A 21,392-nucleotide genomic window follows, 5' to 3' on the forward strand; every position below is an offset into this window, starting at 1 on the left:
ATTTAAATTACATTAAAACAAAAATTTAATGAGAAAGAAAACTAAAATAAAGGCAATTGCAGGCCTTTTATTCCTAGGAGTACTAGGATATACTCTTAGTGATGAATTTGTGAATGAAGAAAAAGAAAGCAGTTTGCAAGAAAAACATGCCAATTTTCTAGCCAACAGTCCTTTCAAAGAGACACAAAAACTATCTAGAAAAGATCGTAAAGCAAAAGGATTACCTCCAAATGCTTACAACGAACAAAGATGGGAATTAACGATGAACCCAAGTCTTGGAAGGCCTACTCCAGAAAATCTTCAAGAAATAGAACGACAAATAGAGCAATTCGATTTACAAGGACGTGCGCCAGGTGATGCAATTGATAATACTTGGGAAGAAAGAGGTCCAAACAATATTGGTGGTCGTACAAGAGCATTAATGTTTGATCCTAATGATATAAACAATGCAAATCCTGCAGATGATTATACACGTGTATTTGCTGGAGGAACTTCAGGTGGATTGTGGGTAAATGACGACATTACAGATGCAAACTCTTCTTGGCAACTCGTAGAAGGTTTGTCTGGAAATGTTTCGGTTACTGTCATTGTTTCAGATCCTAATGATTCTAATACAATGTACTTAGGTTCTGGAGAATCGTATACATTTGGAGCTGCCGTAGGAAATGGAGTGTACAAATCTACAGATGGCGGAGTAACTTGGGAACAAATATTTGGAGGAAACGCAGGAACATTTAATGATACAGGTGGATTATTTTATGTAGATGGAATCTTTTATGTAAATGATCTTGTTGTTAGAGATAACAATGGAACTACAGAAGTATATGTAGCTGCAGCAAGTGGTAGATATAGTCAATCTAGTACACCATCGAATCTGTTAGGTTTTGATGAAAGAGGATTATACAAATCTGATAATGGCGGTACAACTTGGTCACGTTTCCCAATTCAATTTCCAGACAATACATACATGAATCCAAATGATATTGAAATAGATTTGAATAATGATATATGGTTGACTACAACAAATGATTTCTTCGGAAACCCAGGTGGATTTATCTACCGTTCTACAGATGGAAACACGTTTAATTTTGTATTTAGTTTGCCAAATACGCAACGTACAGAATTGGAACCATCGTCAACAACTCCAGGAACATTTTGGGTTGCGGCTGATGTAGGTGCTGGATCGCAAGCAAATATATATACTACAACAGATAGCTTTGGGTCTGTAACACTTTTAACAGAACCTAATGATGCAGATAACGGAATTCCTGCAACAGATTATACGAGACAACAAGCGTTTTATAACTTACCAATCGAAGTAGATGCTAATGATAACCTTTATGTAGGTGGTATCGATTTATTTAAATACGATGCAGTTAATGATGATTGGGATCAGCTTTCTAAATGGCAAACAGGAGGTGGACAGCAGAATATTACAGCTTCTTTTGTACATGCAGATCAACATGCAATCGTTTTTCGTCCAAATGATAACACACAAGCAGTCATAGGAAATGATGGAGGAGTTTATTACAGTGCCGATTTTGCAAACTCAGCAGGCAATGCTGCAGCTATTCAAGCTAGAAACTTAAACTATAATGTGACACAATTTTATTATGGAGCTATTGGAGCTTTAGATGCTGCAGATGGTGATGATATCGCTGGAGGAACACAAGATAATGGAAGTTTAATTGCATTGGATGCTGCTGCTGGAGTGAACAGTTTAAACATGTTTTTAGGAGGAGATGGAGCTTTTACAGATATCGATGACGAAGATGGGTATATGGTTGCATCATTACCATTTTTAAGACATGTATATATTCCATATCCAGCGTTAAATACCTCAGGAGCCTATTTTATTGCAAATGATAATGGTGCTCGCCATGGAGACTTCATCAATACAGTCGAACTAGACAAAAACACAAATACTTTGTACACAAATGCCACTGTTGGTAATTCACCACGTATAGGACAATTTACAAACATAACGAACGGTGGAGCAAATGTTGTAAGAAACGATTTAACAAATGGACTATTAAACAGTCAGCCTTCGGCTTTTAAAGCATCTGCAGATGGACAAACAGTATATGCAGGACTTCGTAATGGACGTTTATTAAAAATTGAAGCTGCATTAACAACGATACCAGTTTGGTCAAATGTGCAAGATGCAAATTTTGTTGGAAGTATTTCTGATATCGAATTTGGAGAAACAGAAGATGATTTATACGTTACATTCCATAACTATGGAGTAAACAATGTATGGTATTCTCCAGATGCAGGAGTTACTTGGGAACAAAAAGATGGAAACTTACCTGATTTGCCAGTAATGACAATAAAAAGCAATCCATTAGTAGCTGATGGCGCTGAAGTAATTATAGGAACAGACTTAGGAGTTTGGAGATCAGCTAACTTCAACACAAACAGTCCAACTTGGGTACGTTCTGATAACGGAATGCGCTCTGTACCAGTATTAGATTTAGATGTAAGAGTTTCAGATAATAAAGTGCTTGCTACAACCTACGGTAGAGGTTTCTTTACAGGTCAATTCTTACCAGGAATACTAAGTACAGAAGAATTTAGCGCAGTAAACAACTTTTCTATCTATCCAACAATTTCTAATGGAAATATGACGCTTAAAGCAAAAGATAGCGGAAAAACAACAGTTACAGCGTATACAATTGCAGGACAACAAGCAAGTGTAAAAGAACTAGATTTAAGTAGAAATACACCATCAAACTTAAACCTTTCTGAATTATCATCAGGAGTTTATATTCTGAAAATTCAGCAAAACGATGCAATTAAAACTCAAAAAATAGTTATACAGTAATACAAACTATTACTAAAAATCAAAAGCGAACTTATTAAATAAGTTCGCTTTTTTTATGTCGTATTGTAACTTGAGAGTCATATTTTTTCAAACCAATTAAAAATACCAACAATGTAGCTATAAGTGTATTTGACACAAATTAAAGTAATTTATCTACTAAAAGATATTAATTTAGCAAGAACAGTTACCTTTAAGATAGCTAATTCATAATCCAATATTATACAAGTTCAATATCTAAAATATGGACAAAAAGTTAAAGAGAAGGGCGTTTTTAATTTTACTATTTCTAGCAATTATTGGCTATGTTCTAAGTAGTAAAAAGAAAAAAGAAGCAACGCAAAAAAATGTTCCTGCAAAAACAATCAAAGAACAACATGCGTATCACCTAGAAAATAGTCCGTTTTCAAACTCAAAATATCTATCTCGATCTGACAGAAAAGCACAAGGAATTCCACCAAATGCATACTATGAACAGCAATGGGAACTCACAATGAATCCCGCTTTAGGAAGACCAACTCCCGAAAACCTACTTCAACTACAACAACAATCAAAACAAAATATACAAAAACGCGCTCCTGGTGATGCTTCCGATAATGCTTGGCTAGAAAGAGGTCCAAACAATGTTGGCGGACGCACACGTGCCATTTTATTTGATCCAAACGATATCAATAACGCAAATCCGAATGACGATTATACACGCGTATTTGCAGGAAGTGTTTCGGGCGGTTTATGGGTAAATGACGATATCACAGATGCAAACTCATCGTGGCAGTTAGTTGCAGGTTTGCCTGATAACATTTCGGTGACAGTTTTAGAAGCTGACCCGAATAATACTAACATTTTATACTTAGGTTCTGGCGAATCATACTCAAGCGGTTTTGGTGTCGGAAGCGGAATCTATAAATCAACAGATAGTGGCGCAACTTGGCAACAAGTACTAGGCGGAAATGAAGGAACATCGTCTGTAGATGGTGCTTCGTATTATGTTGATGGTATTTTTCATGTAAATGATATTGTGGCGAGAAACAATAACGGAACTACAGAAGTCTATGCAGCCATTGCAAGTGCTTCGTACCGAGAGGCAGCAGCTCCATTCAATATTCTAGGCTTCGATCAACGCGGTTTATACAAATCTACGGATGATGGTGCCAATTGGTCACGATTTCCACTGCAATACACAAGCGGATTATACGTAAACCCAAATGATATTGAACTAGACATCAACAACAATATTTGGCTGGCAACCACAAACGATTTCTTCAATAATCCTGGCGGTTATATTTATGAATCTACAGATGGAAATACGTTTACACTAAAACACACCATTCCAAACGGACAGCGTACGGAAATTGAACCTTCGCAAACCACAGCAGGAACGTTTTGGATTTTGGCAGAAGTGAACCGACGTGCAGATATGTTTATCACAACAAATGATTTTGATACTGTAAACACACTCGCAGAACCAAGTGATGCAGACAACGGAATTGCCGCTACCGATTTTACGCGCGGACAAGCCTTTTACGATTTGGTCATTGAAGCAGACGTGAACAACAACTTATATGTTGGTGGAATTGACTTATTCAAATACAATACAACAAATAACAATTGGGATCAAATCTCTAAATGGAAAAACAATAACGGATTACAAAACATTACGGCTTCACTTGTACATGCCGATCAACACGCTATTGCATTTCGACCAAACAATCCCAATCAGGCAATCATAGGAAATGATGGTGGTGTATATTTTAGCGCTGCTTTTTCTACTTCCGTGAATAATGCTACTGCAATGGAAGCACGCGTAAAAGATTACAATGTAACGCAATTTTATTATGGCGCTATTGCAGATTCTGATATTTTAGATGGTGATGATATTGCTGGTGGAACACAAGACAACGGAACTCTAGGTGCAATTGATGCTACTGTGGGAATCAATAACTTTTTCACAGCTTTAGGAGGCGATGGCGCGTATACCGAAATTGATGAAGCCGACGGATACGCTGTAGTTTCGTTTCCATTCTTAAACCATGCGTATGTTCCGTATCCTTCGTTAGATGCTTCTATTGGTTATTTTATTGTGTCTGAATCGAATCCGTCTAGCTTTCGCGAAGGCGAATTTATCAATGTAGCAGAATTAGACAAAACAAACAATGTATTGTACACGAATGCTTCTATCTCTAACGGAGCTTTTCAAATAGGGAAACATTCCAATGTAAATGGAGGAAATGGCAATGTAATTACTTTTGAATTTCAAGATGCTTTATTAGACAATGCACCAACAGCATTGAAAATTTCTGCGGACGGACAAACCTTATATGCAGGTTTAAAAAATGGAAAACTTCTAAAAATAGACAATGCGCATACAGAAACTCCAAGTTTTATGGATATAAGCGATGCTAATTTTGTGGGAAGCATCTCTGATATTGAATTTGGCTTGAATGAAAATCAACTCTTAGTTACCTTTCATAATTATGGTGTAACTAATATTTGGTATTCACCGAATCAAGGAACTTCGTGGAACAATAAAGAAGGTGATTTACCAGATTTACCTGTAAAATCTATCTTAATGAATCCATTACTTACAGATGGAGAAGAAGTAATTGTTGGAACTGAATTAGGTGTGTGGCGATCGCAAAACTTTGAAACAATGTCTCCAACTTGGGTACAATCTAACAACGGAATGCGTTCTGTTCCTGTATTAGATTTAGACATGCGCGCATCAGACAATATAGTGTTGGCAACTACACACGGACGCGGGTTTTTTACAGGTCAATTCTTATCTGGAACCTTGAATGCTACGGAAATTGAGTCAGAAAATCAATTTACAATCTATCCAACTATTTCTGATGGAAATATGTCGCTTGGCGCGAATGAAAATGGCTTGGCAACGATAACAACTTATACATTATCTGGACAACAAGTAGATCATCAGACTATCAATCTAACAAAAAATACAACGACAAATTTTAAGGTTTCCAATACTGCTTCTGGTGTATACATCTTAAAAATTCAGCAAGGCAACAATATTCAAACACAGAAAATAGTAATAAATTAAACCACATTTGCTACTTAATGTGAGATTGACATAAGAAATTATTATACCAATTGTTGTTTGAATTTACTGTAAAAGAAAATGATAAATGGTATTAGCATTAGATAAAAATCAATTGTTTGTCAGTTTGACATTTCTGATAAAACATTAAAAAAGGGAGCACTTTTTCAAGCGTTCCCTTTTTCTTTTGTCGATTTTTTATAATAATATATGATTTAAGAACCACACATTAAGCAATCGTCATCTTGACCTTCTTTTGATCGTGCAATGATTTCTTTTAATTCTTCTGGAGTTAATGGCTCAACTGCTACTGGAGTTGGCTTTGCTCCTACTGTTTCCACAGCAATTGCAGCCGCAGATTCAACAGCAACTGGTGCTTTTTTCACCTCTTTCTTTACTGTAAACTTAATTGCATCTACTGCCGATTTTGTTCGTAAGTAGTACATTCCTGTTTTTAATCCAGATTTCCAAGCGTAGAAGTGCATTGACGTTAATTTTGCCATTGTTGCACCTTCCATAAATAAGTTTAATGACTGAGATTGATCAATGAAATATCCTCTGTGACGAGACATATCAATAATATCTTTCATACTCAATTCCCAAACTGTTTTATACAATTCTTTGATGTCTTGCGGAATTTCTTCAATGTGTTGGATAGATCCGTTAGCACGCATTAAATCTTGCTTTAAATCTTCTGTCCACAATCCTAAGTTTACTAAATCTTCTAGTAAATGTTTGTTTACCACGATAAATTCACCTGAAAGTACTCTACGCGTATAAATATTTGATGTATATGGCTCAAAACATTCGTTGTTTCCAAGAATTTGTGATGTAGATGCAGTTGGCATTGGTGCTACTAATAATGAGTTACGTACTCCATTTTCAGCAATTTCCTTACGCAAACTTCCCCAGTCCCAACGACCGCTTAATTCTTCATCTTTAATTCCCCATAAATTATGTTGGAACTCTCCTTGCGATATTGGCGAACCTTCATACGTTTGGTATGGACCTTCTACTTTTGCCAATTCCATAGAAGCAGTTACTGCCGCAAAATATAAAGTTTCAAATATTTCTTGGTTCAGTTTTTTAGCTTCATCCGAAGTAAATGGCATTCTTAATTTGATAAAGGTATCTGCCAATCCTTGCACACCTAATCCGATTGGACGGTGACGGAAGTTAGAGTTTTCTGCTTCTTTTACAGGATAGTAGTTTCTATCAATTACTTTATTTAAGTTCTTTGTTACACGTTTTGTTACTCGGAATAACTCATCATGATCAAATTCTTTTCCTTTGATAAACATTGGCAATGCAATCGAAGCCAAGTTACAAACTGCTACTTCATCAGGAGATGTATACTCCATGATTTCTGTACATAAGTTTGACGAACGAATTGTACCTAAGTTCTTTTGGTTCGATTTACGGTTTGCCGCATCTTTATATAACATGTATGGCGTTCCTGTTTCAATTTGAGATTCTAGGATTTTCTCCCATAACTCACGCGCCTTAATTGTTTTTCTTCCTTTGTTTAACGACTCGTATTTTAAGTATAACTCTTCAAATTCATCACTATGTACATTGAATAAGTTTGGACATTCGTTTGGACACATTAATGTCCAAGGTCCATTTTCTTCTACACGCTTCATGAATAAATCTGGAATCCACATTGCGTAGAATAAATCACGCGCACGCATTTCTTCTTTTCCGTGATTTTTCTTTAAATCTAAAAAGTCAAAAATATCTGCATGCCAAGGTTCTATATATATTGCAAACGAACCTTTACGTTTTCCTCCACCTTGGTCTACATAACGTGCTGTATCATTGTACACTTGTAACATTGGTACAATTCCATTACTAGTTCCATTAGTTCCTGCAATGTATGATCCTGTAGCACGCACGTTGTGGATAGACAAGCCGATTCCACCTGCTGATTGTGATATTTTCGCCGTTTGTTTTAGAGTGTCGTATATTCCATCAATACTATCATCTTGCATTGCTAATAAGAAACATGATGACATTTGTGGTTTTGGAGTTCCGGAGTTGAAAAGCGTTGGAGTTGCATGTGTAAAGAACTTTTTAGACATTAACTCGTATGTTTCAATCGCAGCATCCAAGTCATTTAAGTGAATTCCAACAGAAACACGCATTAACATATGCTGTGGACGTTCTGCAATTTTACCATTTAACTTTAATAAGTATGAACGCTCTAACGTTTTAAATCCGAAGTAATCGTATCCAAAATCACGATTATAGATAATAGTAGAATCTAAACGATCTGCATTTTCCATAATTACATTATATACCTCATCGGATAATAATGGTGCTTTTTTTCCTGTTCTTGGGTTTACATACTCATACAAATCCACCATTGTCTCAGAGAATGATTTCTTTGTGTTTTTGTGTAAGTTTGATACGGAAATACGTGCAGCCAATCGTGCATAATCGGGATGCGTAGTCGTCATTGTGGCGGCAATTTCTGCTGCAAGGTTATCTAATTCTGAAGTTGTTACTCCATCGTATAATCCTTCAATTACACGCATAGCAACCTTTACAGGATCCACTAAATCGTTTAAGCCATAGCATAACTTTCTCACTCGTGAAGTGATCTTGTCAAACATCATTGGCTCTTTTCTTCCGTCTCTTTTTACTACAAACATACGCTCATCTGTTTTTTGTTCCTTCTGACTCTCGTTCAGAAAAGGGGTTAGTTATTTTGCTAATTTTTCGGCGAAAAAATTAGCATTTAGGGTTTTATTAATGTGTTTTAAAACTTTGATTGCAGTGCAACCAAAATCAAAGGGATTTTCTTTTAGAAATCAGCGTCAAAGCTAAATTTGTCTTTCTCTTCTTCTTTATTAAGCACACCTGCTTTTTGGTATTCTGAAACTCTTTTTTCAAAGAAGTTCGTTTTACCTTGAAGAGAAATCATATCCATAAAATCGAATGGATTTGATACATTGTATTCTTTCTCACAACCTAATTCTTGTAAAAGTCTGTCGGTAACAAACTCCAAGTACTGCGTCATCAATTTAGCATTCATTCCAATAAGACTTACAGGTAAAGATTCTGTAATGAATTCGCGCTCAATATTCAATGCATCTACGATGATAGAACGGATACGCTCTTTAGGAACTTTATTTATTAGGTGATTATTGTGTAAGTGTACTGCAAAATCACAGTGCACACCTTCATCACGAGAAATTAACTCGTTTGAGAAAGTTAACCCAGGCATAATTCCTCTTTTCTTCAACCAATAAATAGAACAGAAAGCTCCTGAAAAGAAAATACCTTCTACGGCAGCAAACGCAATTAAACGCTCTGCGAAACTTGGTGATTCAATCCATTGTAAAGCCCAATCTGCTTTCTTTTTGATTGCTGGAAAATTGTCAATTGCCTTAAATAACTTGTCTTTTTCTTTTTCATCTTTCACATACGTGTCAATTAATAACGAATATGTTTCTGAGTGAATGTTTTCCATCATAATTTGGAATCCGTAGAAAAATTTAGCTTCTGAATATTGTACTTCATTTACAAAGTTCTCTGCTAAGTTTTCATTTACAATTCCGTCTGATGCTGCAAAAAAGGCAAGAATATGTTTTATAAAATAACGTTCGTCATCATTTAATTTAGTGCTCCAATCTGTTAAGTCTTGGTGAAGATCAATTTCTTCAGCAGTCCAAAAACTAGCTTCAGATTTCTTATACCATTCCCATATATCTGCATGTTTTATTGGGAAAATCACAAATCTGTCTTTGTTTTCTTGTAAGATGGGTTCTATTGCTGATGACATAAAATTATCGGGTTTTTTAATGTAAAATTGGGTAAAAGACTATTGTTTGATTTGGGAACTACAAAGATTGGAAATTGTCTTTTAAAATGAAAGTCTAACTTATTCACAAAGTTGATGAGTTTTTAACAACAGTACAGTTTTTTCCTACTTTTTCAACATTTTATCAAACGGCATTTTTATCTGATTATCAGTTAATTACAAGAATCAACTCTTTGCTAGCAGCGATAAAACCAGCGTTTTCAAAAAAAAATGGGAAAATGATTTTTTAATAAATTAGCGTCCTAATTTTTTTGCTGTCTTCTCTAATTCTGAATACCAATCTTCTCCAAATTTTCGAACCAATGCTTCTTTCACAAATTTGTATGTAGGTACTTGTAATTCTTTTCCTAAAGAACAGGCATCATCACAAATTGGCCATCTGTGATAATTTACTGCTGCAAAATCACTATATGCTTCTACTCGAATTGGGTATAGGTGGCAAGAAATAGGTTTTTTCCAATCGACCAAACCTTTATTGTATGCTTCTTCAATTCCGCACAAAGCGGTATTCTTATCATCAAAAATAACATAGGCACATTCTGCACCATTAACTAAAGGAGTTTCTAAGTCGCCATTTTCTTGAACTATATAGGTTCCTTGCTTTTCAATAGCTTCTATACCTTCTTTACGTAAAAAAGGTTTTACGGTATCGTATATGTCTTCTAATATTTTGACTTCTTCTTTTTCAAGTGGCGCACCTGCATCACCTGCTACACAACATTCTCCTTTACATGCAGCCAAATTACATACAAAGTCCTTTTCAATAATATCTTCTGAAATGATGGTTTTTCCTATCTGAAACATGTGGCAAATATACTTTTTTTATGACTTTTTATTTTGACTTTTTACTCAAACTTAACAGCAACGATTTATTCACTTTAATTTAAACTAAAAAACACATCTTTTCTCTTTGATAATTAGGCGAATAGTGTACTTTTGCCGCGAATTTAAAGATATACTAAAATGAATTTGAATTGGAATCATATTTTAACAGCTAGTATGTTGCTTTTTGCGGTAATTGATATTATCGGAAACATACCTATCATTATCGATTTACGACGCAAAACTGGACACATTCAATCTGGTAAAGCTACCATTATTGCGGGTGTAATTTTGACCGTATTTTTATTTATTGGGCAAAGTATGCTGAATCTTATCGGAATTACCGCTAGTCAGTTTGCTGTTGCAGGTTCGTTTGTGCTATTTTTTCTAGCACTAGAAATGATTTTAGGAATTACCTTATTTAAGGAAGATGGTGAAGATGCTATGAGTGATGCTTCTGTATTTCCTATTGCCTTTCCATTAGTAGCTGGACCTGGAAGTTTGACTTCTATTTTGTCGCTTCGCGCTGAGTTTGATGCACAAAATATTGTGATTGCCATTTTAATCAACATGATTATTATGTATATTGTATTGAAAGCTTCCGCTAAAATTGAACGTTGGCTTGGACAAAATGGAATTCGTATTTTACGAAAAGTATTCGGTGTTATTTTATTAGCAATTGCGGTTAAAATATTTACTTCCGGAATTCAGGAAATATTCACAATGAAATGAAATTAATCTCTTATATCATATCTATTTTTAGCATTTTATTATGTGTTAATTATGTAAACGGGCAATCTGTTGACACAAAAAGCACAGTATCTGAGAGACTCATAGATCCAGTTGCTGTAGACAGTGTTTTAGTAAGTTTTACACGTAATATTACCATTTCAAGCGGGTTTGATACTATTTTCAATAAGCAACCCAAGCATGTGCGTCAGTTTTCAAAATGGTCAGGTTATGGTGATGATGCTGTTGTGATAGAAAACGATACTGTATATATACATACAGAGGTTGATTTTAACACGATCGGACAAATAACAAAGTTGAAAAATGATGAGGATACTTATTTTTATTATTATGATAAAAAAGGAAATATCTTGCATCGTGAAAGCCGCGAGAATGGTGAAGATCATTATGGCGATATGGATTCTCGTGTAGAACAAATGTCTTATGATACATACGGAAACATACTCACCTTTTTTGAGTATAAAATTACCAAAGATTCTGTGTATCACTTTGATGAATACAAAACATATTCGTACCAAAAACAAGGAACTGACATTGTTGCAACTATTAAAGGGTTGGAAAAACGTGGATATGGTTACTTATTGTATACAACTACAAAAAAGTTCGATAGCGCAGGATTGATTCAGACGCAACATAGACATGAAAATATTGGTAATGGAAGAACTTTTGAATATACAACTGAATATATTTACGAAACCATTAAAGGGAAACCGTATCTTCAATCTGTAAAATACACCTCTTCAGGTCAATTTGAAGGATATGCTTTAGATACATATCTACGAGATGCTGATGGAAATTTAGTGATAAAATTTGACAAAACTGTTGGTTCAAACGGATATCGTGGGTATAAATATATACATGAATATCCTAAAAAGAATACAAAAGTTACGAAGCTACTCTTTGAGACTAATATTCCAAAAGCGCGACGTAGCAGCTATAAAGATGAGAAAGAAGGTTTACAAAAAACCTTTATTAAATCCGTTGACAATTATGGAAATATTATAAAAGATATTGAAATTGACTCAGATAAAGACGTTGCTACAAGAATTCAATTGGCGGAATATACTTTTGACAAACATTTGAATTGGATAACAAAAACAATTACGGACAAATACGAGTACACTTCAAAAGATGAGGATGAAGACGACATAGGAGATATAGAAAAATATTACCGAGAAATATCGTATTTTAGCAGTCCAGAAAAATTGGCAAAACCGCCAAAAATTGATCAAAAAGCAGAAGCGTTAAAAAATGAAATTCTTTTAGCGTATTTTAAATAAAAAGATAAAATTGTTATGAAAAAATTCTCTTATATATTTATTGTTCTTGCCATAGCTCTGAGCATTTACAATGCAACAAAGTTAGATTTTAACAATTTACTACAAGGCGACAGTTTGGTTGCAGTAATTAGTATTGTTGCTGCTATGTGTGCAATTATGATTTTATTAATTTTTCTAACGTCTAAAAAGATTGAAGAAAAAGTGAAAAATCATAAGAAAAAATAATGTTTGACGTACTTATAATTGGTGGCGGCGTTTCTGGAATGCAATGCGCACTTGTATTAGGTTCCGCAAAGGAAAAACCATTTGCTACAGAAAAGAAGATTGGAATTGTACTGCATCAAAAGTCTTCACATTTACAGAATGCCTTGTTTAATAATGTACTCGGTTTACCGAAAGGAACAACTGGCGCTACTATTTTAGAAGAAGGACAAACACATTTAACGGAAGTATATCCACATGTATCGCAAATTGCCAACGAAAAAGTATGCGAAATTACAGGTGATGTTGATAATTTTCAAATCATTACAAACAAAAATACCTATCAAAGTAAATGTGTAGTTATTGCATTAAATTATTCAAAACCATTTACAATTGATGGTTTGGACGAGTTTATAGCTCCACATCCAAGAGCAGCTGCAAAGAAAGATCGTCTCTACTTAAAAAATGAAGATCATCTCGTAAAAGATGGTTTGTATGTTTGTGGAACTATTGCTGGTTGGAGAAGTCAGTTTGCTATTGCCGCAGGAAGTGGCGCACAGGTTGCCACCGATATTTTGACACTTTGGAATGATGGAAATCATACGAAAGTGCATGATAAGATTTGATTTTTTGACTGAAAGCGTTAAAAGGAATCTACCGTTTATTAATTGCCTATATACTTAAAATTAAATGCATTTAAAACCTGGGAAATTTATTCTTTTCATCGGACTTTTCTGTTTCGCAATTTCATTGGTATTGCTGTATGTGATGTTCTTTGTTATTAAGGATAATCAGTATTATGGGTTTCTCAGCGTTATTCTTATGTTTCTTGGCTTTTTGGGATTTGCAATGTATTTCTTATTACACTATTTTCGATATAGCATACAGATTAACGAAACGTTTATGGTAATTTGTACTGAGTTTGGTAAAAAGAAAGAAGTACATTTGAAAGACATCAATCATGTGTATTATCATAAAAGGTTCAACATGATTGTAATTGTAAGAAACAAAAAGAAAATTTGGATTAGCCCAATTTACGGACAGTTTACTGATTTTATTCCTGCTGAAAAATTACATTTAAAAAACTAATGAAAAACATACGTATTGCATATTGGATATTCTTTTGTATTTCAATTGCCATCATGCTATTAAATATAGGATTGTTTTTTGCTGTTTCTCTCATCATCCTTATTCCAATAGTAGTTCTACATGCATCCGTAGGCTTAAAAATTCAATCCCTAAAAAAGTATACATGGTTGGTCGTTATTTCATTTCTCAACCTACTTTTGCTTGCCTTAATTAGACCCGATGGAACACATACAACAACCAATATTGGATGGAGCGTTTTGCTAGATTTACTTGGCTATGATGGTAGTTTTAATCGTGATTTTGAAAGTTACTACTTTTATGGCGCAATTGGTTTAATGTTAGTTCAAGTTCTGATTGATACTTCTTTGTGGATTTTAATTAAGAGGAATAAAAACAACTTGTAATAAGTTCTTTTGAAGTTCAGTAGTAGTAGTAGTAGTAGTCTTTGTAACAAATACATACGTTTCAAAACTTCTCAATACTAACATCTCAATACTCAGTACTAATTAGTATGTAACTCAATTACTTTTTCAATCATTTCATCACCGTAATTTAGCTGCTGCTGATAACCATTCATACCAAACAATTGCTCTATGTAAATAGCTTTGATATGTCTTTTCATTTGATCGGCATATTTTTCAATATAAATACGTTGTCCGCGCATTTCACTTAAAAATCCAGTGTATTCCTTTAGTAATTCATCTGAAATTTTAAAATCGCGCATAAATTCTTGAAGCGACATATTGCTATAGGTTGCTCTATCTGTATCTAATTTATTGAATACAAAGTCGTCAATATAACCTACTATTTTGGCTCGTAATCCGCGTTCCAGCGATAACTCTTCTGGTGTACTTGAAAGTGGCACAAATACATCTGGAATAATTCCGCCACCGCCATACACAATTTTACCTTTTGGTGTTTCAAATTTTAACGAATCTGCGACTTTAATACTGTCCATCGATTTCAATTCTCCCGATTTGAATCGTTCGTAATATTCGTCAAAATAATCGTTGTTTCCTTTTTTGTATGATCGCTGAATAGAACGTCCTGTTGGTGTGTAGTAACGAGAAATCGTTAAACGAACAACTGAACCATCACCAAGCGGCATTGGGCGTTGTACCAATCCTTTTCCAAACGATCTTCTTCCAACAATTACACCTTTGTCATTGTCTTGCAACGCACCTGCAATAATTTCACTTGCAGAAGCAGATTTTTCATTTATCAACACATAAATTTCTCCGTCTTCAAAATCACCTTCATTCGTTGCATAGTATTTATCAATTTTCCCTTTCTTGTTTTTGGTGAAAAGAATCAACTTTCCATCTTTCAAAAACTCATCTGCAATATCACGAGTAACATCCAATATTCCTCCTGGATTGTTTCGCAAATCTAGTGTTAAGTTTTTAGCTCCTTGTCGTTGCAAACTAGTTAATGCTGCTTCAAACTCATCATGTGTAGTTTCGGCAAAACGATTTATTTTTATATATCCTAAATCGTCTGTCAGCATATAATGTGCAACCACACTTTTTATAGGAACTTTGGCTCTTCTTAAGTTTATATTAAATTTTTCATCTGTCTCTTTGCGATAAATTTTCAGTTTAACAGACGTAGCTTCTGTCCCTTTTAATTTTGAAATGATTTGCGTGTTGCGCATGTTTTTTCCGTACAATGTATCGGAATCTGCCATGAGAATACGGTCGCCAGCTTTGATTCCTGCTGCAATACTTGGTCCGCCTTCTAAGGTTCGGATAACTGTTAAAGTATCGTTTACCATATCAAACCGAATACCAACACCCACAAAATCACCTTGCATGTTTTCAGCAACTCTTTTTTCTTCATCTGATGATATGTATACCGAATGCGGATCGAGATTTTCAAGAATATTTGTCACGGTAACATCTACAATACTATCCACATTGACATTATCTACGTATTCATAATCTATATAATCAATCAAGCGATTGAGTTTGTCTTTGCTTCTATTTGAAGAGAACAGCGTTTCGGGTGATGCACTAAAATTTAATTTTCCACCAATAAATACGCCTGCGGCTACTGCAGCTGCAATGATCACGGGAAGTAAATATTGTGTTCTTTTGTTCAAATTATATTTTTTTATGAGGTTCGAAGTGTAGGAATGTGTTCTACTTCAACGCCTGCTTTTTGTAAAAATTGTATGCCCGAGTCATCTTTATACGCGTCTACATAGACGACTCTCCTTATTCCTGATTGATGAATGAGCTTGCTACATTCTTTGCATGGAGACATCGTAATATACAATGTGGCACCAACGCAAGATTGTGTAGAAGCGGCTACTTTTAATATGGCATTTGCTTCTGCGTGCAATACATACCATTTTGTATATCCTTCTTCATCTTCACAGAAATTTTCAAATCCAGATGGTGTTCCATTGTAACCATCAGAGATAATCATTCTATCTTTAACAATAATCGCGCCGACTTGTTTACGTTGACAATATGAGAGTTTTCCCCACTCTTTTGCCATGCGCAAATAGGCATGATCATATTTAGTTTGTTTTTGTTTTGGCATGTGCAAATTTAATCTTTTTAAAGCAAAAAAAAGCAACTATAAAAGTTGCTTCTTCGCTTCTGTAACGAAGATATTAGGTTTCTAATGGAATCACAATAGCTTCGTTGTTAATTTTTTACCAAAATTATATATTATGGTATCGAATGACAAGGAAGACAGTCTGATTCTTCCGTATCGCAGTCACATGTATTTACTTCTGTACAGTTACAAGTACACGTTCCTTCACAATCTGAACCAGCATGAGCAATCCTTCCTCCACGTAAATTGTGAAAGTTTAGTGTTGAAATTTGCTTTTTGTTGAGACTTAATTTAGTAATCTCTCTTTTTTTCATATTGATTTGTCTTAATGTTAATACTCCTCTAAGCTATCAAAATGATTTTAGTTTACCAAAACCTCGCCTCTATAAGTGTTGGAATTAACACACCTATAACAATTGAAGAGACAACCATTACCCAATCGCGTTTTGAAAATCTGAATACGGTTTGAAAGAGAAAAGAAATGATTAATACAACTACTACAACAATAAGTTGCGCTACTTCTATTCCTAATGTAAATTCTAGTAAAGGCAGTAATTTGTCATCTATACCAGCAGTTATCATCGATTTAAAATCTTTCGCAAATGCTAAACCGTGAATAATTCCAAAGAATAATGCAGATATAAGCAATACGATTACTTTTGTTTTATTGGTGTTTTTACCAGCAGTAAATATGTTATACAATGCCATTAAAAAGATGGTGACTAGCACAAAGAATTCTACAATTTTACCATTTACTTTTACAGCTCCATACGTAGATAAAATTAATGACAAGGTATGACCAACAGTAAAAGCAGTTACAAGCCATAGAACTCTTTTCCAATCTTTAAATGTATAAGCTATTATCAATACTACTAAAAAAAGAATATGATCCAATCCTTCAATATTAAGAATATGATGAAGTCCTAACTTGAAATAGATTAAAAATTGGTCAAGCATAAGATTATAGGTTTTAGGTTGGGGTTTATTATATCAAACTTACATTTTATTTTGGGAATTTAAAAACCACGTTTTTCTTGAAGTTGTTCGTAGGCTTTTTGCACACGCTGAAATTTCTCCTCAGCTCCTTTTACGTGTTCTTCTCCTAAATGTTGCAGCTTATCTGGATGGTATTTTTTCGCCATTTTACGATAGGCTTTTTTGATTTCGTTATTGGTTGCCGATTTATCAATTTCTAAAATTCGATATGCGCTATCTACTGCATTATAAAACATTGCTTTGATCGATTGATAATCACGATCGTTGATGTATAAATATCCTGCAATTTTCTCAATCAGTTCAACTTCTTCTTCACTTACATGTCCATCTGCTTTTGTCACACCAAATAAATAGTGTAATAATTGCAAACGTGAAGAATGATCCATGTGACTTTGGATTTGCTGACAGATTTGACGTGTAGAAATGTCTTCTTTTTTCAACAAACCATTAAACAACTGAAACGCATGATTTGCACGTTCTTTCCCGTACATTTTCACAAAATAATTACGCACATAGTCTTTTTCTGCTTGAGAAATTTCGCCATCAGCTTTCATTACAACAGCTGAAAGCACTAATAAACTCACTTCAAAATCTCCCGATTTCGTTTGAGATTGTTTCTCTGCTGATGAAGTTCTACGTCGTCTCCTTTTTTCGTATGTAGGTTCGGCTCTTTTACGACGTTGTCTCTTTTGCTGCTTAGGCTCTTCAAGTAATAATCCTTTTGAAGTTGCCTTATCTACGGCTGCGCCAATAGCAAAACCAATAGCAGCGCCAATAGGTCCACCAAGCGTCCATCCTAACGCGCCTCCAATCCAGCTTGCAAATCCACTCATATAGTTTGTTTTTTACCAAAGATACATTTTCCAAAGAAAAAAGTAAACAATGAAAACGTAATTCTAAAGAGTTTATAAAATGTAAGTAAGGTTACCACAATACTAACATAAAGTTTGTGGTCAAATCTGTGGTATGTCAATACCAATCGATATAATGTATCAATCAATATTTAATGGCAGTATTTTCGAGATGCGTGAAAAGTTTATTCTATCCCTTTTAGAAACTCCTCTAAGGTAATTTTGTGAATATCAGCAATTCGAATCAAGCTAGATACTTTAAAATCATATCCCGATTCCCATCGCCACATTTGTTTTGGTTGAATATTATTATCAAATGCAAATTGTTCATGGCTTTTATAACCAGCTTTTACTCTCAACTCTTTAACACGCATACCAACTTTTTTAAGCATCTCATCTTTTTCCAGTGCGTCCATAAACGTTAAAATTCTCAATTCAAGGCGCAATAATTTACGTCATGTGTGACGTGTTTGATATATATTTTCTATTTTTAAGTCATATATGACGTAAATTTTTACCTGCCGTGTATTACTAAGCTTAAGAAATATGAGTGATAAGGATCAAAGTATGGTCTCGAAAGAAAAAGAAAACAACAATAAAAAGAATAATATTACAAACAAAAGGAAAGAAAAAAAGCGAATAACCATTGAAAAGGAGTCTATATTAATAATGTTTTTTGTGACACTTTTTCTTATAGATTTAATTTTTATGGCTCTCATTGATTTTTCAATGATAGATCTTGTAATTGATAATGATTTGTGTTTTTCTAAAAATTTTAGCCGTAGCAGTTTGGGTATATTTACAAAAATTTTTTTGTTAGGAGGCATTATTGGATTGCTCTTAATATTTTTTAAGAATGTTATTGAGTTTTTTTCTAAGAAATAACACTCAAGCTATGCCATATTTCTTGTTTTCATTTCATTTGAGACACAAGACACTACATTCCATTCTACAGATTCATTAATTTGGTTTTTATTAACAAAAAACAGCATTTCTGAATGCTGTTTCAAAAAGATTTAATCCGTATCTTTGCAGCATTATTAATGAATTTAATTTAAAAGATTATGTATCCACCAGAATTGGTAAAGCCAATGAGAGCAGATTTGACTGCAGTTGGTTTTGAAGAATTACATACGGTAGAAGCTGTTGATAATGCTTTAGCAAAAGAAGGAACAACTTTAGTAGTTGTAAATTCTGTTTGTGGTTGTGCTGCAGCTAATGCAAGACCTGGCGCAAGAATGTCTTTAGATAATGATAAGAAACCTGATAACTTAGTAACAGTTTTTGCAGGAGTTGATAGAGAAGCAACAGATAAAGCAAGAGGTTATATGATTCCTTTTCCACCTTCTTCTCCAAGTATGGCATTGTTTAAAGACGGACAATTAGTACACATGTTGGAGCGTCACCACATTGAAGGAAGACCAGCAGAAATGATTGCTGAGAACCTAAAAGATGCGTACAACGAAAATTGCTAATGCATTTTTAAAGAACAAATTATAGAAACCACGCAAATGCGTGGTTTTGTTTTATAATTTCATCAAACTATAAAGTATTAAAGTAGTGAAGTTTTTATCATATATACTGTCAAGCATTTATATGCTTGTTTTTGGATTGTTATTAGTTATTTTTCATGGAATTCAATGGATTTGTCTAAAGATAGGCGGACATAATGGACATAATTGGAGCGTAAATGCATTGCAGTTTAGCATTATGTGGTGTCACCGTATTTTAGGAACGCGTTACAAACTTCGTAACTCACATGCATTGGATACAAGTAGACCTTTAATTATTGTGTCAAATCATCAAAGCATGAATGATATTTCTCCTTTAATTTGGTTGTTTAAGAAGCAATATCCAAAGTTTATCAGCAAAAAAGAATTAGGCAAAGGAATTCCGAGTATTTCCTTTAATTTACGTCATGGCGGTGCCGCTTTGATCGATAGAAATAATCCGAAGCAAGCCATTTCAGAAATCATTCGGTTTGCAAAGTATGTGCAACAAAACACATATTCAGCAGTTATTTTCCCAGAAGGAACACGTAGCAAAACAGGCGATCCAAGACCTTTTAAGACCAAAGGATTACAAATGTTATTTAAATATATTCCGAATGCACAAATTGTCCCTGTAACGATTAACAATTCATGGAAAACAACTAAATATGGAAAGTTTCCATACGGATTGGGTGCAAAAATCACCATTGATACACACGAACCAATTTTATTGAGTGATTATCCTAAAAATAAATTTGACGAACTTATTGAGCATATCGAAAAAGTAGTCACAAAATCTATTGTAACTGCGTAGATTTATATGCGAATTAATCTTCTATAAACGTTTTTAAAATAGAATTCATGAGTCTAGCTAAAGAAACAATTATTGCAAAAACTATCTCTTTTGTTCAAGAAACTTTAGCAAATGCAGAAGGCGGACACGATTGGTTTCATATTGAACGCGTATATAAAAACTCATTGCTGATTGCTAAAGAAGAAACTGTCGATGAATTCATTGTGAGTTTAGGCGCTTTGTTACATGATATTGCCGATTCTAAATTTCACAACGGAGATGAAACTGTTGGACCTAAAGTAGCACGCAATTTTTTAGAAAGTATCGCTGTGGCGGAAGACGTCATTGTGCATGTAGAAAATATTATTACGAATATTTCTTTTAAAGGCGGAAATTTTGACCAGCAGTTTACCTCACCAGAATTGGACGTGATTCAAGATGCAGATCGTTTGGATGCTATTGGCGCTATTGGTATTGCTCGTTGTTTTAATTATGGTGGCTTTAAAGATCGGAAGTTATACGATCCGGAAATAAAGCCTAACCTCAACATGACCAAAGAGGAATATAAAAAATCGACTACGCCAACAATTAATCATTTCTACGAAAAGTTATTACTACTTAAAGATAAAATGAACACAAAAACTGGGCAAAAAATTGCAGAACAACGTCATGCCTATATGGAACAGTTTTTAGCGCAATTTTATGCAGAATGGAATGGGGAAGTTTAGACTGTTAGACTGTTAGACTGTTAGACTGTTAGACTGTTAGACTGTTAGACTGTTAGACTGTTAGACAAATATATTTCTTTTAGAAACAATTCACTGTTCACTTTAGTTTCTTATTTTCTTCAAAT

21 protein-coding genes are annotated in these 21,392 nt (G+C 34.3%); 12 read left to right on the forward strand and 9 right to left on the reverse strand.

Going from position 1 to position 21,392, the window contains the following annotated elements:
- The first annotated feature begins 28 nt into the window (after positions 1-28).
- Both ACRBBL_RS21285 and ACRBBL_RS21290 read left to right on the forward strand, forming a co-directional pair.
- Positions 29-2,824 carry a T9SS type A sorting domain-containing protein gene (locus ACRBBL_RS21285; protein ID WP_431371108.1) on the forward strand — a complete coding sequence of 932 codons (2,796 nt, stop codon included), beginning with the start codon at positions 29-31 and terminating at the stop codon, positions 2,822-2,824.
- A 241-nt stretch (positions 2,825-3,065) separates the two neighbouring features.
- Entirely contained in the window at positions 3,066-5,879 is a 2,814-nt protein-coding gene (locus ACRBBL_RS21290) for a T9SS type A sorting domain-containing protein (protein ID WP_431371109.1), read from the forward strand.
- A gap of 212 nt (positions 5,880-6,091) precedes the next feature.
- Here the strand turns inward: ACRBBL_RS21290 and ACRBBL_RS21295 are convergent, their stop codons facing one another.
- The 3 genes from ACRBBL_RS21295 to ACRBBL_RS21305 all read right to left on the reverse strand — a co-directional run bounded on the left by ACRBBL_RS21295 (position 6,092) and on the right by ACRBBL_RS21305 (position 10,506).
- On the reverse strand, positions 6,092-8,530 hold the full coding sequence (locus ACRBBL_RS21295) for a ribonucleoside-diphosphate reductase subunit alpha (protein WP_431371110.1): 2,439 nt from the start codon (positions 8,528-8,530) through the stop codon (positions 6,092-6,094).
- Between the two features lie 152 nt (positions 8,531-8,682).
- On the reverse strand, positions 8,683-9,663 hold the full coding sequence (locus ACRBBL_RS21300; protein ID WP_431371111.1) for a ribonucleotide-diphosphate reductase subunit beta: 981 nt from the start codon (positions 9,661-9,663) through the stop codon (positions 8,683-8,685).
- A 273-nt stretch (positions 9,664-9,936) separates the two neighbouring features.
- The gene (locus tag ACRBBL_RS21305; RefSeq protein WP_431371112.1) at positions 9,937-10,506 is read right to left on the reverse strand and encodes a DUF3109 family protein; all 570 of its coding nucleotides are present in this window, start codon (positions 10,504-10,506) and stop codon (positions 9,937-9,939) included.
- Between the two features lie 159 nt (positions 10,507-10,665).
- Here ACRBBL_RS21305 and ACRBBL_RS21310 point away from each other — a divergent pair, with 159 nt between their 5' ends.
- The 6 genes from ACRBBL_RS21310 to ACRBBL_RS21335 all read left to right on the forward strand — a co-directional run bounded on the left by ACRBBL_RS21310 (position 10,666) and on the right by ACRBBL_RS21335 (position 14,248).
- Positions 10,666-11,256: a MarC family protein gene (locus tag ACRBBL_RS21310; RefSeq protein ID WP_431371113.1), complete on the forward strand. Its 591-nt coding sequence runs from the start codon at positions 10,666-10,668 to the stop codon at positions 11,254-11,256.
- Entirely contained in the window at positions 11,253-12,554 is a 1,302-nt protein-coding gene (locus tag ACRBBL_RS21315) for a hypothetical protein (RefSeq protein WP_431371114.1), read from the forward strand. Before ACRBBL_RS21310 ends, ACRBBL_RS21315 begins: the two co-directional genes overlap by 4 nt.
- Positions 12,555-12,569: 15 nt before the next feature.
- Positions 12,570-12,779 carry a hypothetical protein gene (locus ACRBBL_RS21320; RefSeq protein ID WP_431371115.1) on the forward strand — a complete coding sequence of 70 codons (210 nt, stop codon included), beginning with the start codon at positions 12,570-12,572 and terminating at the stop codon, positions 12,777-12,779.
- Positions 12,779-13,381: an FAD-dependent oxidoreductase gene (locus tag ACRBBL_RS21325; protein ID WP_431371116.1), complete on the forward strand. Its 603-nt coding sequence runs from the start codon at positions 12,779-12,781 to the stop codon at positions 13,379-13,381. The genes ACRBBL_RS21320 and ACRBBL_RS21325 overlap by 1 nt, the downstream gene beginning before the upstream one ends.
- Before the next feature lie 64 nt (positions 13,382-13,445).
- On the forward strand, positions 13,446-13,844 hold the full coding sequence (locus ACRBBL_RS21330) for a hypothetical protein (protein ID WP_431371117.1): 399 nt from the start codon (positions 13,446-13,448) through the stop codon (positions 13,842-13,844).
- On the forward strand, positions 13,844-14,248 hold the full coding sequence (locus ACRBBL_RS21335) for a hypothetical protein (RefSeq protein ID WP_431371118.1): 405 nt from the start codon (positions 13,844-13,846) through the stop codon (positions 14,246-14,248). Before ACRBBL_RS21330 ends, ACRBBL_RS21335 begins: the two co-directional genes overlap by 1 nt.
- 98 nt (positions 14,249-14,346) lie before the next feature.
- Here the strand turns inward: ACRBBL_RS21335 and ACRBBL_RS21340 are convergent, their stop codons facing one another.
- The 6 genes from ACRBBL_RS21340 to ACRBBL_RS21365 form a co-directional block, all read right to left on the reverse strand.
- Positions 14,347-15,945, reverse strand: a complete 1,599-nt coding sequence (locus ACRBBL_RS21340; RefSeq protein WP_431371119.1) for a S41 family peptidase — start codon at positions 15,943-15,945, stop codon at positions 14,347-14,349.
- Positions 15,946-15,956: 11 nt separating this feature from the next.
- Positions 15,957-16,391, reverse strand: a complete 435-nt coding sequence (locus ACRBBL_RS21345) for a deoxycytidylate deaminase (protein ID WP_431371120.1) — start codon at positions 16,389-16,391, stop codon at positions 15,957-15,959.
- 131 nt (positions 16,392-16,522) lie between these two features.
- On the reverse strand, positions 16,523-16,723 hold the full coding sequence (locus ACRBBL_RS21350; RefSeq protein ID WP_431371121.1) for a hypothetical protein: 201 nt from the start codon (positions 16,721-16,723) through the stop codon (positions 16,523-16,525).
- Between the two features lie 52 nt (positions 16,724-16,775).
- Positions 16,776-17,366 carry a HupE/UreJ family protein gene (locus tag ACRBBL_RS21355; protein WP_431371122.1) on the reverse strand — a complete coding sequence of 197 codons (591 nt, stop codon included), beginning with the start codon at positions 17,364-17,366 and terminating at the stop codon, positions 16,776-16,778.
- 59 nt (positions 17,367-17,425) lie between these two features.
- Positions 17,426-18,238 carry a TerB family tellurite resistance protein gene (locus ACRBBL_RS21360; protein ID WP_431371123.1) on the reverse strand — a complete coding sequence of 271 codons (813 nt, stop codon included), beginning with the start codon at positions 18,236-18,238 and terminating at the stop codon, positions 17,426-17,428.
- Between the two features lie 203 nt (positions 18,239-18,441).
- Positions 18,442-18,672 (reverse strand): helix-turn-helix domain-containing protein, encoded by a 231-nt coding sequence (locus tag ACRBBL_RS21365; RefSeq protein ID WP_431371124.1) that lies wholly within the window; start codon positions 18,670-18,672, stop codon positions 18,442-18,444.
- A 130-nt stretch (positions 18,673-18,802) separates the two neighbouring features.
- Here ACRBBL_RS21365 and ACRBBL_RS21370 point away from each other — a divergent pair, with 130 nt between their 5' ends.
- From ACRBBL_RS21370 to ACRBBL_RS21385, 4 genes are all read left to right on the forward strand, one after another.
- The gene (locus ACRBBL_RS21370; RefSeq protein ID WP_431371125.1) at positions 18,803-19,141 is read left to right on the forward strand and encodes a hypothetical protein; all 339 of its coding nucleotides are present in this window, start codon (positions 18,803-18,805) and stop codon (positions 19,139-19,141) included.
- Between the two features lie 179 nt (positions 19,142-19,320).
- Positions 19,321-19,731, forward strand: a complete 411-nt coding sequence (locus tag ACRBBL_RS21375) for a BrxA/BrxB family bacilliredoxin (protein ID WP_431371126.1) — start codon at positions 19,321-19,323, stop codon at positions 19,729-19,731.
- An 85-nt stretch (positions 19,732-19,816) separates the two neighbouring features.
- The gene (locus tag ACRBBL_RS21380) at positions 19,817-20,560 is read left to right on the forward strand and encodes a lysophospholipid acyltransferase family protein (RefSeq protein WP_431371127.1); all 744 of its coding nucleotides are present in this window, start codon (positions 19,817-19,819) and stop codon (positions 20,558-20,560) included.
- 47 nt (positions 20,561-20,607) lie between these two features.
- On the forward strand, positions 20,608-21,267 hold the full coding sequence (locus tag ACRBBL_RS21385; RefSeq protein WP_431371128.1) for an HD domain-containing protein: 660 nt from the start codon (positions 20,608-20,610) through the stop codon (positions 21,265-21,267).
- The last annotated feature ends 125 nt before the right edge of the window (positions 21,268-21,392 follow it).

The sequence above is a fragment of the Kordia sp. genome (assembly GCF_050633145.1).
Taxonomy (GTDB): Bacteria; Bacteroidota; Bacteroidia; order Flavobacteriales; family Flavobacteriaceae; genus Kordia.

Coding starts and splice junctions, on each gene's coding strand:
- ACRBBL_RS21360 (WP_431371123.1), bottom strand. CDS start 18,238: ATGAGTGGATTTGCAAGCTGGATTGGAGGCGCGTTAGGATGGACGCTT.
- ACRBBL_RS21315 (WP_431371114.1), top strand. CDS start 11,253: ATGAAATTAATCTCTTATATCATATCTATTTTTAGCATTTTATTATGT.
- ACRBBL_RS21310 (WP_431371113.1), top strand. CDS start 10,666: ATGAATTTGAATTGGAATCATATTTTAACAGCTAGTATGTTGCTTTTT.
- ACRBBL_RS21300 (WP_431371111.1), bottom strand. CDS start 9,663: ATGTCATCAGCAATAGAACCCATCTTACAAGAAAACAAAGACAGATTT.
- ACRBBL_RS21325 (WP_431371116.1), top strand. CDS start 12,779: ATGTTTGACGTACTTATAATTGGTGGCGGCGTTTCTGGAATGCAATGC.
- ACRBBL_RS21365 (WP_431371124.1), bottom strand. CDS start 18,672: ATGGACGCACTGGAAAAAGATGAGATGCTTAAAAAAGTTGGTATGCGT.
- ACRBBL_RS21345 (WP_431371120.1), bottom strand. CDS start 16,391: ATGCCAAAACAAAAACAAACTAAATATGATCATGCCTATTTGCGCATG.
- ACRBBL_RS21285 (WP_431371108.1), top strand. CDS start 29: ATGAGAAAGAAAACTAAAATAAAGGCAATTGCAGGCCTTTTATTCCTA.
- ACRBBL_RS21335 (WP_431371118.1), top strand. CDS start 13,844: ATGAAAAACATACGTATTGCATATTGGATATTCTTTTGTATTTCAATT.
- ACRBBL_RS21320 (WP_431371115.1), top strand. CDS start 12,570: ATGAAAAAATTCTCTTATATATTTATTGTTCTTGCCATAGCTCTGAGC.
- ACRBBL_RS21355 (WP_431371122.1), bottom strand. CDS start 17,366: ATGCTTGACCAATTTTTAATCTATTTCAAGTTAGGACTTCATCATATT.
- ACRBBL_RS21290 (WP_431371109.1), top strand. CDS start 3,066: ATGGACAAAAAGTTAAAGAGAAGGGCGTTTTTAATTTTACTATTTCTA.
- ACRBBL_RS21375 (WP_431371126.1), top strand. CDS start 19,321: ATGTATCCACCAGAATTGGTAAAGCCAATGAGAGCAGATTTGACTGCA.
- ACRBBL_RS21330 (WP_431371117.1), top strand. CDS start 13,446: ATGCATTTAAAACCTGGGAAATTTATTCTTTTCATCGGACTTTTCTGT.
- ACRBBL_RS21295 (WP_431371110.1), bottom strand. CDS start 8,530: ATGTTTGTAGTAAAAAGAGACGGAAGAAAAGAGCCAATGATGTTTGAC.
- ACRBBL_RS21350 (WP_431371121.1), bottom strand. CDS start 16,723: ATGAAAAAAAGAGAGATTACTAAATTAAGTCTCAACAAAAAGCAAATT.
- ACRBBL_RS21385 (WP_431371128.1), top strand. CDS start 20,608: ATGAGTCTAGCTAAAGAAACAATTATTGCAAAAACTATCTCTTTTGTT.
- ACRBBL_RS21305 (WP_431371112.1), bottom strand. CDS start 10,506: ATGTTTCAGATAGGAAAAACCATCATTTCAGAAGATATTATTGAAAAG.
- ACRBBL_RS21370 (WP_431371125.1), top strand. CDS start 18,803: ATGAGTGATAAGGATCAAAGTATGGTCTCGAAAGAAAAAGAAAACAAC.